Source organism: Nocardia sp. bgisy134, assembly GCF_057708325.1.
The window spans coordinates 216,162-230,172 of sequence record NZ_JBYIRW010000008.1 but is presented as its reverse complement, the minus strand read 5'-3'; the positions used below and the strand labels follow the sequence as shown (position 1 = coordinate 230,172).

Below are 14,011 nucleotides of genomic sequence, written 5' to 3'. Positions count from 1 at the left end.
GAAGTAGTGGGATCGGTGGTGTACACAGGTGTCCTCACTTCATCCACTCGGGCTTGACCGGCAGTCCGTGCGAGGCCCGGTATTCACAGATCGCCTTGAGGTTGTCCAGCTCGAGCTGGTGCCCGGCGGAGAACATCTCCCAGAAGTCGCCGACCCAGACCGGCCGCCCGGCGGGCGCGGACTCGGGATAGGGGTTTTCGTCGTAGAACGGGTGACGGCAATTCGTCCACAGCACAACCGAACCCGGCTTGTGCAGCACCACCTGCGCGTCGACCACCCGCATCAGGTAGACCATCCACAGGTGTTCGCCCTGATCCCACGCGCAGTGATAGTCGACGGTCATCGCGTCCGGATTGGCCACCGTGCGGGTGAATATCCGGGTCGCGTCGCCGAGCCGGTCGTAGGCGAGCCACAGGCCCTGCTCCTCGGTCTCGGTGAAACCGCGCAGGCTGTAGGTCCATTCCTCCAGCGACCTGGTGTCGGCCAGGTAGTCGTACACCTCGCGCGGCGGCGCGTCGATGTAGCCCTGGACCGGGCAGAAGTCACCGAAGATCTGGTCGTGCGGGTACACCGACCGCAGCATGTCCATGATGATCGGGGTGGTGGCGTCCTTGTCGGAGTTCTCGATCCGCAGTACGCCGGGTACGACGTCTTCCGGGATGTCGCTGAGTGCGGGCAGGGCGCTGGTCGTCACGGGGTCCTCCTGGGGTTCTCGAGTGTCTCGAGTGTGTTGAGAAACGGGGTGAACGGGGGGATCTCGTCGGGGTCGCAGTCGATCGCGAGGAACGACGGGCCCGGTGTGTCGAGGCAAGGGCCGAGCGCTTCGGCGAGTTCGGCCGGGGTACGGACGGTGTGGGCGGGCAGGTCGGGGAACATGGCGCCGATGCCATGGCCGAGGAGCGCTGGTCGGAATCGGTTGAAGCTGTAGCGGTCTCGGTAATAGAGCTGTTCACGGGTGACGCACATGGCGTGCGCGTTGTTGTTCAGCACGATGAAGGTGATCGGCAGCTGGTGTTCGACGGCGGTGTGCACCTCCATGCCGTGCATGTAGAACGCGCCGTCGCCCGCGATCACTACGGTGCGCCCCGGCTTGCGTCGGGCGAACGCGGCGCCGATGGCCGCGCCGAAGGCGTAGCCCATCCCGCCCATGCCGAGGGCGACGACGAAGCGCCCGCCGCGCGGCACCCGCAGGTGATGCACCGCCGCGGCGCCGGTATTGCCCGCGTCGGCGAAAACGTCGGTGCCGTCGGGCAGTGCCGCGCTGATGGTCTCGACGAGTTCCCGATACCGCAGCCCCGGCCCGTTCGACGGCGGCACCTGGAGCGGCGTCAGCGCGCCCGCCTTCGGTTCGGCATGCGGTGTGCCTGCGGGGGAGGCGAATTCGTCGGCGAGTTCGCCGAGTGTGATCGACAGATCGGTGCTGGTCGTGTGGATCGAGGTCAGGTACGGCGGTGCGACGCCGATGCTGACCACCGTGAGATCGGCGAGCAGCTCGTCGAGCCCGGCGCGCGCGGTGACGGGCAGCTGGGTGCCGACCAACAGGCAGAGCGCGGCGGATCGGAGGTCGGCGGTGAGTTCCGGATGACCCATACTGCCCGCGACGCCGCAGAATCCGGGGTCGAAGTTGTCGTAGGTGTCCTTGGCGTCCGGGGTCACGCCCACCGCGGCATCCAGAGCCGTTGCGAGACGGGCCAATTCGTCCCGTGCGTCGTCGCGTGCGACCTGATCGCCCGCGATGATCACGACCTTCCCTGTGCTCCGCGCTTCGGTCAGCGCGGCGCGCACCGCGGCGAGTCCACTCACGTCGCGGCGGTGCGCTCGCGGCGGTAGCCGGAACGGCGGGACCGCGTCGAGTCCGGACTGCTGCACGTCCTTGGGTAGCAGCAGGACCGCAGGCCCACCGCTCCGGGCGGCGGCGACTGCCCTGACCACGCTGTCCGGCAGTTGATCCGCCGTCTCCACACGGGCGCAGTACCGGCTGATGGAGCCGAACAGGCGGACCGCATCGATCGCGCCCGCGCGCCCGCTGGAGTCCTGGAACGCCCCTCGGCCCTCCAGCGCCGTCGGCGGCTGGCCGACGAGCGCCAGCACCGGCACCCGGGACGCATACGATTCGGCAAGTCCGGCAACGAGATTCATCGCCCCGCCGCCGGAGGTCGCCGCGACGACGCCGAGTCCGCCGGTGACCCTCGCATAGCCGTCGGCCATGGTCGCCGCGGAGAATTCGTGCTTGGCCACCACTCCGGTGACCTCGGAGTCGAACAGCGCGTCGTAGAGGTCTTCGATATTCGCGCCGTCGACGCCGAAGATTTGCCGCACACCGAGGGTCGACACCGCCCGAACCAGATAATCCACGACCCTGCTCGGCATGGACGCTCCCTTCCGCAGAGGTCGGCCGATCGCGTGCGTACCGGCCGACCACATACCTCGTTCACGAGGAATACGACGCAGCCCGGCAGGCGGTTCAGCGTCGAACGATCTGTTCTCGACAAACCCGTTCGACGAGAACGCTTGCGTGTACGTATACATCTACGTATAGTGGGTTCATGCCCAACAAGACCATCTACGTAGCCGACGACGATCTGCCGCTCTTCCAGCGTGCGCAAGAGCTGGTCGGCGGCAATCTCTCCGGCGCGGTGACCACGGCGCTGCGCCGTTTCATCGAGCTGGAGGAGGGGCGCCAGGAAGGGTACGAGGAGCTGGTCCTGCGGGTCGGCCACAACGGAGCTCGGCAGGTGCGGTTCTCGGGGAGCCTGCTCGGCGAATGGCGCGACGTCAACGACAAGCGTATGGAGCTCGTGCGGGTGTATCGGACCCGCAAAGGCAAGTTCGCGCTGCACGCGCAGTATTCGAACTGGTCCGAGTTCCCCACCGATACCAACGTTTTCAAGGACTGGCGGCAGTGGCGACGCTTCCTCGGTGTAGGTGATCAGGACTGGGGCGACTTCGTCTTGGAGATCGCCGACACGCTCGCCGAACTGAAGGACAAGATGCCCGCCAAGCTCTACGAGCGCGTCTCGGATATCGCCGACCATCCGCAGATCGAGGACCTCGACATCTGAGGCAGCCGGGGCCGACGCGGCAGGAGGTATGCGTCGCCGGCGCGAAAAGCGCACCGCAACAACCGAACAGCACGTTCGAAAAGCAACACCGCACCGCCATTGGGCGGCGGTGTGGGTGAAACATGCATTTATTCGCATTCAGTAATGAATTTTGGAAAGGACCACCATGATCAACGGGCATCGCGCACCGGCGATCTCGGCGCTCGGCCTGCGCAAGGCGTTCGGCGAGCACGTGGTGCTCGACGGCATCGACCTCACCGTGCCGGAAGGAACCATCTTCTCGCTGCTCGGGCCGAACGGCGCAGGCAAGACCACCACCGTGCAGATCCTCACCACGCTGATCGGCGCGGACGCGGGCGAAATCCGCATCGGCGGACACGATCTCGCCGCCGAACCCAACGCGGTGCGATCGGCCATCGGGGTGACCGGCCAGTTCTCCGCGGTCGACGAACTGCTCACCGGCCGGGAGAACCTGCTGCTCATGTCGGACCTGCACCACCTGCCGCGGCGCGACGGCAAACGCCTCGCCGAGGATCTGCTCGCGCGCTTCGACCTGGTGGAAGCCGCCGACAAGACGGCGGCGACCTACTCCGGCGGCATGGCCCGGCGTCTCGATCTGGCGATGACCCTGGTCGGCGACCCGCGCGTCATCTTCCTCGACGAACCGACCACCGGCCTCGACCCGCGCAGCAGGCGATCGATGTGGGAGATCATCAGGGCCCTCGTCGACGACTACAGCGTGACCGTCTTCCTCACCACCCAGTACCTGGAGGAGGCCGACCAACTCGCCGACCGGATCGCCGTACTCGACGGCGGACGCATCGTCGCCGAGGGCACCGCCGCCGAGCTGAAGAGGCTGGTGCCCGGCGGTCACATCCGCCTCGAATTCGCCACGGCCGCAGCGCTGTCCGCCGCGGCGCAGGCGCTCGGCGAGACCGCCCGTGTGCTCGATCAAGAGGGCGACGACGAGCTGACCCTCGCCGTGCCCAGCGACGGCGGCGTGAAATCGCTGCGCGCCGTGCTCGATCGGCTCGACGAGGCGCGTATCGAGGTCGAAGGCCTCTCCGTGCACACCCCCAACCTGGACGACGTATTCCTGACCCTCACCGGACACCCCACTGCCGAGAAGGAGACCGTGCGATGAGCGAACGTAGTGAGCGAATCATGTGCCAGCGCGCCGTGCGCATGCCGGAGCCGAGCGCCAGCGAGGTGCAGGCATGAGCACCCCTTCCCTTGCGCTCGCCGATTCGGCGACGATGCTGCGCCGAAACCTGTTGCACGTCAAGCGCTATCCCGCCATGACGTTCAGCATTCTGGTGATGCCTGTCGTGCTGATGCTGGTGTTCACCTTCGTGTTCGGCGGCGCGCTGGAGAAATCCTCCGGCGGCAACTACATCGACTACCTGACCCCGGGCATGATGCTGATGCTCCCGGCCTACCTGACGGTCTCGGTGGCGGTCTCCATCACCACCGACAAGACCAAGGGCATCGTGAATCGCTTTCGCACCATGGCGATCTCGCAGTCCTCGATGCTGGCCGGGCAGGTCGTCGGCGCGCTGATCCAGGCGCTGATCGGCGTCGTACTCATGGTCGCGGTGGCGCTGCTGGTCGGGTTCCGCCCGAACGCCAACCCGGTCGAATGGCTCGCGGTGTTCGGTCTCATCGGCCTGGTGATGTTCGCGTTCTCCTGGCTGGGAGTGGCGATCGGTCTGGTCGCGCCCACCCCGGAGGCCGCGAGCAACATGCCGTTCCCCCTGGTGATGCTCCCGTTCCTCGGCAGCGGCCTGGTCGCCACCGACACCATGCCGGTCGGCATGCGCCAGTTCGCCGAGTACCAGCCGTTCACGCCGCTCACCGAGACGCTGCGCGGGCTGCTGATGGGCACCGAGATCGGCGCCAACGGCATCCTCTCGATCGCCTGGTGCGCGGGCCTCGGCCTGGTCGGCTACGTGTGGTCGATGTCGCGGTTCCGCAAGCAGGTCGCCTGATCACGCTGCGGTGCAGCTGAATTCCCCCGTCGGAAGCATCCGGCGGGGGAATCCGTCGTGCAGGGCACGTCCGAGTTCGATGCAGGCCGACGCCTCGAAGTAAGGCCCCGGCTCCGCCTAGGTAAGGGAAACCGGGGCCTACCGTACGTCCCGAGTGCACGTATCCCGAGCATTCGTCCCGTTCGATGAACTTCGGTGCTCGTTGTCAGCGCGCGCAGCGAATGGTCGTCAAGGCGTCGAGTTCTCCGATTCGATCCGGTACTGCTCTCGGATGTCCTCGTACTGTTCGCGGCGCTCGGGGTCCATGTCGGTTTCCGAGTCCAGCCCGATCGCCCACGGCACGGGACATGGCGGCTGGTGGTCGGGGTCCGGGCACAGCAGATGTGCGATCTGCTCCACCAGTTTCTTCGCCTCAGCCTCGGTGGCCAGGATGCCCACCTTGACCTCCCACAGCGTCTTCTCGTTCGACATGCGCGGTTCAGATCTCCTTGCAGTGGCGCTTGTAGTGCGCTTGCGGCACGGACTTGTCGGCGTCCTTCTTGGCGGCCTTGACCGCATCCGGCTTCGTCTTGCCGCTGCCGGTGCCGGTGCCGGTGATGTATCCGACGGTACCGCCCCCGTTCTCGACCAGCTGGCATTTGACCGTGACGGTGAACCGCGCCACGAACTCCACCTGCCCAGCGGGCGTGGAACCTGCCGACCCGGCAACGGCCATATCCGGTGAAGCCGCGCTCGGCGCAGCCAACACGATCACCGCCGCAGCCGGAACCAGTACAGCGGCAACCAATCTACGCACGTCCATTCGACGCCCCCCTGACGTGGGTGAACTCTTGGCTGTTCACTCCCCTTCATGTAACAGGATGTATCTCAACAGATTTCGGTTCCGACATCCTTACCATGCCCTTGAACCCACTGCATGGCCCCCGCGGACGCTGTAGCGGCCGTCCGTAACTACGAGACCCGCCCCGACCACCGCGAACCGATGGTCTGCATCGCCGCCATCCGCACCTTCACCCGACGGCTGGCCCGCGACAGCGGGCCAGCGTCTGAGTTCTCGGATGCGCTCTTACACCGTTCCGGTGAGAACGACCTTGTTGGTCGCCGACGACTTGATCTCCACTGTCTGCACCTGATCGGGCCGCATGTCGATGGTGCGGTCGACGGTCAGTACGGTGCCGGGGCCCGCGGGCCACTCGTCCAGCTCGAGCCGGCTGCCGTCGGCGCCGGTCACCAGCAGCCTGTACTTGTAGGTGTATGGCAGGTCGCTCGCCCCGTAGGTGCAGGTCATCACGACGCGCGCGCGATCGCCGTCGGCCATCAGCTTGAAACTGGCCGAGATCGGGGTCGGCTCGAGCGGGCTCATCGACCGTTCCGCGATCACTTGCTCCGCCACCGGCGGTTCCTGCTGGGGCGTCGTGTCGATCATCGGGACCGCGATGGCAACGGCCGCCGCGGCCGCCGCCACCGCACCGCCGATCGCCGCCCATCGACCGCGCCGCCTGCGCCGCCGTTCGGCCGCGGCGAGCTTGGGCAGCAGGTCGGGCACCGGAGGCGACGCTTCGGGCGCGGAGCCGTCGGGCGTCCCGATCATGCCGAGCGCGGTCTCCGTCGGCACCAGCGCGAGCATGCCGGGCAGCCCGGCGAGTTCGGCGACGGCGGCGCGGCAGCCGGGGCAACGAGCCAGATGCTCCTCGTATTCGCGGCGCTCGTTTCCGGTGAGCGAGCCGAGAACGTAGGGCGCGTCCCACGTCGTGTAGTCGTCGGCGATGTCCGTCATCGGTTCGTCACCCCCATTTCGTGCAAGGCCAGCCGTAGCGCCCGCATACCGTAATGCATGCGCGATTTCACGGTGCCGGGCGGAATCTCCAGTTCAGCCGCGATCTGATGGGTCGACAGGCCGCGATAGTAGGCGCGCACGATCACCTCACGGTGGTCGGCGCTGAGCCGGGCCAGCGCATCGGCTACCAGCCAGCCGTCCAGCGTCCGATCGGCCTGATCCGGCGCGGGTTGTTCGGGCGGGTTGTCGGTGCGGAACTCCCTGCGGTTGCGGGCGCTGCGGTGCTCGTCGACGACCAGGTTGCGGGCCACCGTGAACAACCACGCGCGCGCCGACATCGTCTGCTGATCGAGCACGTTCGGGCGCTGCCACGCCCGCAAAAGCGTTTCCTGCACGATGTCCTCGGCGCGTCCGGCGTCGTGCACCAGGCCTAGGGTGTAGCGCCACAGCGCGGGCGCGTGCTCCTGGTACAGCACGCGCATCAATTCGGCTTGGTCGGCCGACGCCCCGGCGGTCTCACGATGAGCCGCGGCCGCGTCGGTCGGCCGGGGTTGGTCCGGCGTCCCCGGTGAGTTGTCCATGCACTCACCGGGTCAGTTCTTGCGCTTCACGATGTGGACTCCTTCTCGTCTGAGGAGTACACGGGCTCAGTTGCGTTCCAGTTCAATCGGGTGGGTGGCCAGCAGCGAGAGCGGCAGAGGCTGGCGGCGCAGCACGTGCGCCCAGAGATCGGAGCGGCCGGTGCTGATCGGGTCGGAGGAGAGCGCCGAGAGCACGATCCAGTCGTCGTTCTCCAGCTCGCCCTCCAGTTGACCGAAGGTCCAGCCGGAGTAGCCCGCGAAGATCCGGACGCCCTCGACGAGCGGGGCGATCCGATCGGGATCGGCGTCGAGGTCGACGAGAACCACGCGGCCGTCGACCCGGCGCAGGCCGGGCGCGCCCGCGGTGGTGGCGCCGGCCTTCAAGGTGCCGAGACAGAGGGCGGCGTCCCGTTTCACCGGCCCGCCGCTGAACAGGGTGCGCGGTGTGGTGGCCAGATCGGCCCAGCGCGGCAGCACGTCGTGGACCGCGGTGTCGGTCGGGCGGTTGAGTACGACGCCGAGACTGCCGGAGTCGTTGTGCTCGATGATGTACACCACAGTTCTTCGGAAGGTCGGCTCGACCAGATCCGTCGCCGCCAGCAGCAGGGTGCCCGCCCGTACCGCCTGCTCGCCGCGCCGGAAATCGCGACGGCGACGGTCACCGTGCCCGCCGTGAGTTTTCCGATCATCCGGGTCGTCTCCGCGTGCCACTCGCACATCATCGCAGTTTGTGCGCCTCAGTGCTCGTTTCCAGGCCCCTGGATTTCGTCGCGAGTTCACCGCGGGACAAAAGGGGCGACAACTGTCTGAGCCAATTTTCCGGCCCTGTTCGGCGGCCAGCTGCCCGATGTGGCACATACACGGCGACGTCGTAGAGTCGGCGGTATGGAAGCGCCCGAGGTCGTCCTCGAGAACAGTGACGCCGTCTACGACTACTACCGCGATCACCGGCAGAACCGGCTGAAGGCGAAGGCCGCGTATGCCCTTCTGGGACGCCGCTACCACCCCCGGATCAGCTACGCCGAGCGCGCCAAGGAAGCGGTGCGGGCGCTGACCAGGTCGGGCAAGCCGATCATCTTCGCGATCAACCACCTCTCGCAGAACGATCCGTACACGGTCGCCGCGGCGGCCTGGCGCAGCCCGCTGCGCACGCTCATCGGCCGGGTGCGTGTACTGGCCAAGGACGAGCTGTTCCTCGATCCCGACCAGCGGCGCAAGGTCGACATGATGGGCGGCATCCCGGTCTTCCGTGGCAGGGATCACGGCATCAGAGCGGTGAACGCGGCGGGGCAGCGCATGATGGACATCTGCGCAGAACGGCTGGCGCGCGGTGATCACATCGCGGTGTTCCCCGAAGGCACGTGCAACGACGTCGACCCGACCAAGGTGCAGGCCATCGGCAGCGGCATCGGGCACATCGCGTTCCGCGCCATGAAGCTCGGCGTGCAGCCCACGCTGGTCAGCCTCGGTCTGAGCTACGGCCCGCGCCCCGACCCGACCATCGAGCCGACCAAGGAAGAGGCCAAGTCGGCCAGCTTCTACTTCCAGTCGCCGATCGCCGACCTGCCTGGCAAGCCCGCGGAGATCGCACGACTGGTGCACGCGGATCTACAGCTCGCGCTCGACGGCGCCGTCGCGAACTACTGAGATCACTGCGGCAGACCGAGGCGTTGTCTAGCCCACTGTGGCACCGCGGCGATGTACTCGGGGTGCGTCTGCACGAAGTGGTGAACCAAGGGGCACATCGGCAGCACGCCGAATCCCTCCCGGCGAGTGCCCGCCAGCGCCGTGCCGACCAGCTGCGTCGCGTAGCCCTGGCGCTCGTAGCTCGGGTAGATCTCGGTGTGCACGAACGCGCGCTCGGACGCGGTGTCCTGGTATTCCGCGTATCCGGCGATGGCACCGTCGACGTAGATCTCGAAGCGTTCCAGGGCGACATTGTTGCGGATCTCGGTCGACATGGCTCGACGCTACTCCGGTATGCCCGTCGGCGAGACATCGCAGCGCATCCGGTGTGAAATCGTCGGTTCGACTTGTCTACCCGGCCGCGGCCCGATCAGAATGCTCTTGGTCGCGCCGTGCGCTCTGCCGAGGGCGGTGGCTCGGCGGAGGTGCGAAAACATGATGAGGACGCGTATTTCACGGGTGGCCGCCACCCTTGCCGCAGCGGGTCTGCTCGCCGGATCGGTGGTGACGGGACTCGCCGACGCCGCTCCCGCAACGGTTTTCGGATCTTGTCCGGAGGGCGCGGTGCCCGAGAACTCGGGCGCGCAGTGCGCCGTGATCAGCGTGCCGATGAATCACTCCGATCCCGACGGCCCGCGTATCGATCTCACCGTCAGCCGGATCGCCGCCACCGGCGAACGGCACGGTGTCATCTTCACCAACCCAGGCGGCCCCGGCGCCGACGCGCTCGGGTTCTGGGCGCAGCGCGTCGAGGTCGTGCCCGCCGCATTGAACGCCCACTACGACCGCGTCGCGGTGCAGCCGCGCGGGCTGCGCTGGGCCACTCCACTGCGCTGTGCTGGCGGCACGGAAGAGGCGGAGGGACAACAGGTTTCGATCGGCGGCGGCAGTCGCGACGAGATCGAGAAGGCCTGTGACGCGGCGCAGCCCGGCTACCTGGACACCATCACCACCGAGAACACCGCCCGCGACATGGATGCGGTGCGCGCCGCTCTCGGCATCGAGCGGATCAGCTATCTCGGCACCTCGTACGGTACCTACCTCGGTGCGGTGTACGCCTCGCTGTTCCCCGACCGGGTCGAGCGCATGGTGCTCGACTCCAACGTGCACCCGGACTGGGTGTGGACCGAGGAGTTCGCTCAGCAACAGGCCGCGGGCAAGCAGCGCCTCGACGACCTGTTCGCCTGGATCGCCGAGCACAACGGCGAATACCGGCTCGGCGAAACGGCATTGCGCGTCTACCAGAACTGGGTGCGGCTGGTCTCCGCGCAGGGCGGCGGCTGGTACGCCAACCTGACGCCGCCGCCCGCGAGCGTGGCCGATCTGCCGGGTGAACTGCCCGAGCCGTTGGCCGAGTTCGCCCGCGACGGCTTCAACGGCACCATCGAGCAGGGCGGCAAACTCCAGAACCTGGTGCGCACCTTGATCTCCGGCGGCGGCTCGGCGCAGGTGCCGCTGGTCGGCGCGACCGCGGTGGCGACCTACACCCGTTCGTTCTGGCCGACTTTCGCGCGGGCGATGTCCGATGCCAACGCCGATCCCGCCAACGTGCAGCGGCTGCTCGCCATCGAGGGCGCCACCGCCACCGACCCCACCGGCCGCTTCGTCTTCTCGGCCATCACCTGCAACGAGAACGCGGTGCAGAGTCGCCCGGAACTGATCGGCGCCGCGATCGGCACCATCGCCTCCGGCGGCAACGCCATGGACGCCCGTGCCGACCTGGTCCGCGCGGGCCTCAGCTGCGGATCCTGGCGGCCGGTCGCCGAACCGGTTCCGTTGAGCGGCGCCGCCCTGCGCACGAAACCGCTACTGCTGCAAAGCAGGTACGACGCACTCACGCAATACGAAGGCGGCCCGGCGATGGCGCGGGCGCTCCAGGGTTCTTTGATCACCGTCGAAGGCGGCGACCACGGCACCTTCGGGCGCGGCAACCCCGCGGTCGACGACGCGGTGCTCACCTACCTGCGCACCGGCCAGGTCACCATCACCCACGCCGAGCAGGCCCCACTCCCGACCCGCTGATGCGCCTGCTCTCCCACGTGCGGATATCCGGCTCGCATGCGGAGAGAGATGGCGGTTCGGCGGCCGGATGCCCTAGCGAAAGCGGCCTTCCGCACCGATGCCCGGGACGAGCTGACGGCGGTCGGCTGCTACCGCGATCGGGGCGGCGTGGCGCTGATGTATGGGGGCGATAAGGCGTGGTGACGGTTGCCGTTCAGAGCTCGTGCTGGGCAATGCCGTCGCCGATTCGCTCGAGGAGTCGTGCGGCGTTCGCCATGGAGCGAGCCGGGTCCGGTTCGAGGTCGCTCAGTGGGTAGCAGGCGGTGAAGCCCGCGGCGCGCAGTGCGTCCGGATCGAGCTGAACGCGGCCCGCCACCGCGACGACCGGGACGCCCGCGGCGCGCGCCGCCGCGCAGACGCCGACGGGGGCCTTGCCGTGCAGACTTTGGGCATCGAGCGAGCCCTCGCCCGTCACCACGAGGGTCGCCTCGCGCAGCAGGGCCGGGAAGTCGAGGAGATCGAGCAGCACCTCGATGCCGCTGCGTACTTCTGCGTCGAGTACCGCGAGCGCGCCGAAGCCTGTGCCGCCCGCCGCGCCCGCTCCCGGCCGCTCGGCGAATTCCGGGCCGACCAGCTTCGCCCAATTCGTCAGCGCCGCTTCGAGAATCGCTCGTTGCGCCGGGTCGGCGCCCTTCTGCGGTGCGTAGACCGCGACCGCGCCCTTCGGCCCGAGCAGCGGATTGTCCACGTCGCAGGCGAGGGTGAACCGGGCCGCGGCGGCTCTCGGGTGCAAGCCGGTGCGATCGAGGTGTGCCGCGCGTGCCAAAGCACCTCCGCCCGACGGCAATTCACGACCTTCGGCGTCGAGGACGTGAACACCGAGCGCGCGCAACAGACCCGCGCCGCCGTCGGTGGACGCGCTGCCGCCCAGGCCGAGCACTATGTGCGTCGCGCCGCGCTCCAGCGCGTCCGCGATGACGACGCCGAGCCCTTCCGTCCCCGCGCCGAGTGGATCGAACTGTCCGCCAGGCAGTTTCACCAGTCCGGCGACCTCGGCCAACTCCACGACCGCGGTGTCCCCGCGCAGTGCGTAGGCAGCGGGCGCCGGAACGCCCGTCGGCCCCGGCGCGATCGACTCGACCCGCTCCCACCCCGCGGCGACGAACGCGTCCACGGTGCCGTCACCACCGTCGGCGACCGGAACGCGCACGAGCTCGGCGTCGGGCCGCGCCGCGGCGATTCCGGCCGCCAGCGCGGCGGCCACCGCTGACGCGGACAGCGAACCCTTGAACTTGTCGGGGGCGAGCAGCACCCGGGGCGCGGAGGTCATGCCCACATTGTCGGCGCAGCCCCGAACCCCCGCACGCCACGGCACGCCCCACATCGCCGCGCAGATCAGCGACATTTGCCCGAGCGACCGAGCTCGTTCTATCGACGGCAGTCGGATGGTTCCGACGGGGTGGTCCGAGAGGCCCGTGGAGCAACCATTGCTCTCCCGCCAGTCGCGCTCAGCCGACCGACGCCAGATTCCCGAGCAGTTCCACCCGATGCTTGTCGCCCCACTCTTCGAGCGGGCGCAGCGCCGCCGCGAGTTCGTGGCCGATCGGGGTCAGCGAGTACTCGACGCGCGGCGGGATCTCCGGAAACACCTCGCGGTGTACGACTCCGCTGGACTCCAGCTGGCGCAGATTCTCGGCGAGGACCTTCTCGCTGACGCCTTCCAGGAGGCGCCGGATTTCGCCGAAGCGCTGGGGGCCCGCACCGAGCACCCACATCAGGTGCAGTTTCCATTTGCCGCCGACGACGTCGATCGCGACCGACATACCGCACACATCGTGATCCATGTCACTCTTGCCGTTCATCGCCGACCTCCTGACCATATTTCGGACCTCGAGGTAAGTATCCCCACCTCGACGTGCGGTCTTGTCGACTCTACCTGCACAGACGACTATCGGTTCCGGCGCCGCGAACCAGCAATCCAGAACCGAAGGGGCACACAATGTCCGAGCAGTCCACCCGTTCCGTTTCCGTGATCGGCCTCGGTCCGATGGGGCAGGCGATGGTCCGGGCCTTCCTCGACGCGGGCGTCGAGGTGACCGTCTGGAATCGCAGCACCGCCAAGGTCGACGCGATGGTCGAACTCGGCGCCAAGCGGGCCGCGACGGTCGCCGACGCGCTCGACGCCAACGAGGTGACCGTGGTCAGCCTGACTCACTACGCCGCCATGTACGACGTGCTCGGCCAGGCCGAGGACCGGCTGGCGGGCAAGGTGATCGCGAATCTGTCGTCGGATTCGCCGGAGAAGACCCGCCTGGGCGCGGCGTGGGTGCGCGAGCGCGGCGCCCAGTTCATTTCCGGCGGCGTCATGTCGGCGGGGGACAACATCACCCATCCCGCGTCCTACATCTTCTACAGCGGTCCGCGCGAGGTGTTCGACGCGCACGCCGAGCTGCTGCGCCCGCTGAGCCCGCAGGAGTACCTCGGCGCGGACGACGGTCTGGCCCAGATCTTCTACCAGGCGCTGCTCGTCATCTTCCACCCGTGGCTGCTGGCCTTCGACCAGGCCACCGCCGTGATCGCGAAGTCGGGCCACGACATCGCCCAGTTCGTACCGTTCGCGGTGCGGTCCAGCGAGGCGTTCCCCTACTTCATGCAGGAGTTCTCCGTCGCCAACCAGGCGGGCGGCTGGGCCGACCTGGCCAGCTTGAAGATGATGGAGGCCGGCGCGCAGCACATCATCGACGCCAGCGAAGAGGTCGGCGTCGACGCCACCTTCTCGCACACCGCTCAGTCGTTCTGGCGCAAGGCCATCGCCGCCAGCGAGGAGCGCGGCAGGGCGGTCTCCACCTACAACCTGATGCTGGGTGAGCGCGAGTCGGACGCGGTGTGAGCCGTCCGGACGAGCCCGCTCGGTGA

At 68.1% G+C, this 14,011-nt stretch carries 16 protein-coding genes; 6 read left to right on the top strand and 10 right to left on the bottom strand.

Annotated features, from left to right (window positions below):
- Positions 1-34 precede the first annotated feature (34 nt).
- Both AC3ERS_RS16705 and AC3ERS_RS16700 read right to left on the bottom strand, forming a co-directional pair.
- A complete protein-coding gene (locus tag AC3ERS_RS16705) occupies positions 35-694 on the bottom strand; it encodes an SRPBCC family protein (protein WP_431968420.1) in 660 nt (219 codons plus the stop codon).
- The gene (locus tag AC3ERS_RS16700; RefSeq protein ID WP_431968418.1) at positions 691-2,370 is read right to left on the bottom strand and encodes a thiamine pyrophosphate-binding protein; all 1,680 of its coding nucleotides are present in this window, start codon (positions 2,368-2,370) and stop codon (positions 691-693) included. The genes AC3ERS_RS16705 and AC3ERS_RS16700 overlap by 4 nt, the downstream gene beginning before the upstream one ends.
- 176 nt (positions 2,371-2,546) lie before the next feature.
- On the opposite strand from AC3ERS_RS16700, the gene AC3ERS_RS16695 reads away from it, so the two are divergent.
- From AC3ERS_RS16695 to AC3ERS_RS16685, 3 genes are all read left to right on the top strand, one after another.
- Positions 2,547-3,062: an EXLDI protein gene (locus AC3ERS_RS16695; RefSeq protein ID WP_431968416.1), complete on the top strand. Its 516-nt coding sequence runs from the start codon at positions 2,547-2,549 to the stop codon at positions 3,060-3,062.
- Between the two features lie 166 nt (positions 3,063-3,228).
- On the top strand, positions 3,229-4,206 hold the full coding sequence (locus AC3ERS_RS16690) for an ATP-binding cassette domain-containing protein (RefSeq protein WP_431968414.1): 978 nt from the start codon (positions 3,229-3,231) through the stop codon (positions 4,204-4,206).
- A 73-nt stretch (positions 4,207-4,279) separates the two neighbouring features.
- On the top strand, positions 4,280-5,050 hold the full coding sequence (locus AC3ERS_RS16685) for an ABC transporter permease (protein WP_431968412.1): 771 nt from the start codon (positions 4,280-4,282) through the stop codon (positions 5,048-5,050).
- Between the two features lie 228 nt (positions 5,051-5,278).
- On the opposite strand, the gene AC3ERS_RS16680 is transcribed toward AC3ERS_RS16685, so the two are convergent.
- The 5 genes from AC3ERS_RS16680 to AC3ERS_RS16660 form a co-directional block, all read right to left on the bottom strand.
- Positions 5,279-5,521 (bottom strand): hypothetical protein, encoded by a 243-nt coding sequence (locus AC3ERS_RS16680; RefSeq protein WP_431968410.1) that lies wholly within the window; start codon positions 5,519-5,521, stop codon positions 5,279-5,281.
- Positions 5,522-5,528: 7 nt separating this feature from the next.
- Positions 5,529-5,852 carry a hypothetical protein gene (locus AC3ERS_RS16675; RefSeq protein ID WP_431968408.1) on the bottom strand — a complete coding sequence of 108 codons (324 nt, stop codon included), beginning with the start codon at positions 5,850-5,852 and terminating at the stop codon, positions 5,529-5,531.
- A 264-nt stretch (positions 5,853-6,116) separates the two neighbouring features.
- Positions 6,117-6,827, bottom strand: a complete 711-nt coding sequence (locus tag AC3ERS_RS16670; RefSeq protein WP_431968406.1) for an anti-sigma factor family protein — start codon at positions 6,825-6,827, stop codon at positions 6,117-6,119.
- Entirely contained in the window at positions 6,824-7,408 is a 585-nt protein-coding gene (locus AC3ERS_RS16665) for a sigma-70 family RNA polymerase sigma factor (RefSeq protein WP_431968404.1), read from the bottom strand. Before AC3ERS_RS16665 ends, AC3ERS_RS16670 begins: the two co-directional genes overlap by 4 nt.
- Positions 7,409-7,474: 66 nt before the next feature.
- Positions 7,475-8,119, bottom strand: coding sequence for a YqgE/AlgH family protein (locus tag AC3ERS_RS16660; RefSeq protein ID WP_431968402.1), 645 nt, complete (start codon positions 8,117-8,119; stop codon positions 7,475-7,477).
- Positions 8,120-8,293: 174 nt separating this feature from the next.
- Between AC3ERS_RS16660 and AC3ERS_RS16655 the strand changes: the two genes are divergently transcribed.
- Positions 8,294-9,055, top strand: coding sequence for a lysophospholipid acyltransferase family protein (locus AC3ERS_RS16655; RefSeq protein WP_431968400.1), 762 nt, complete (start codon positions 8,294-8,296; stop codon positions 9,053-9,055).
- A 2-nt stretch (positions 9,056-9,057) separates the two neighbouring features.
- On the opposite strand, the gene AC3ERS_RS16650 is transcribed toward AC3ERS_RS16655, so the two are convergent.
- Positions 9,058-9,369 (bottom strand): GNAT family N-acetyltransferase, encoded by a 312-nt coding sequence (locus AC3ERS_RS16650; protein ID WP_431968398.1) that lies wholly within the window; start codon positions 9,367-9,369, stop codon positions 9,058-9,060.
- A gap of 160 nt (positions 9,370-9,529) precedes the next feature.
- Here AC3ERS_RS16650 and AC3ERS_RS16645 point away from each other — a divergent pair, with 160 nt between their 5' ends.
- Positions 9,530-11,116, top strand: coding sequence for an alpha/beta hydrolase (locus AC3ERS_RS16645; RefSeq protein WP_431968396.1), 1,587 nt, complete (start codon positions 9,530-9,532; stop codon positions 11,114-11,116).
- Positions 11,117-11,309: 193 nt separating this feature from the next.
- Here AC3ERS_RS16645 and AC3ERS_RS16640 read toward each other — a convergent pair whose 3' ends face one another.
- Together AC3ERS_RS16640 and AC3ERS_RS16635 are read right to left on the bottom strand one after the other, a co-directional pair.
- Complete coding sequence (locus AC3ERS_RS16640; protein WP_431968394.1) at positions 11,310-12,425, bottom strand: glycerate kinase; 1,116 nt, start codon at positions 12,423-12,425, stop codon at positions 11,310-11,312.
- A gap of 178 nt (positions 12,426-12,603) precedes the next feature.
- A complete protein-coding gene (locus tag AC3ERS_RS16635; RefSeq protein ID WP_431968392.1) occupies positions 12,604-12,957 on the bottom strand; it encodes a winged helix-turn-helix transcriptional regulator in 354 nt (117 codons plus the stop codon).
- Between the two features lie 137 nt (positions 12,958-13,094).
- Here AC3ERS_RS16635 and AC3ERS_RS16630 point away from each other — a divergent pair, with 137 nt between their 5' ends.
- Positions 13,095-13,985: an NAD(P)-dependent oxidoreductase gene (locus tag AC3ERS_RS16630; RefSeq protein WP_431968390.1), complete on the top strand. Its 891-nt coding sequence runs from the start codon at positions 13,095-13,097 to the stop codon at positions 13,983-13,985.
- The last annotated feature ends 26 nt before the right edge of the window (positions 13,986-14,011 follow it).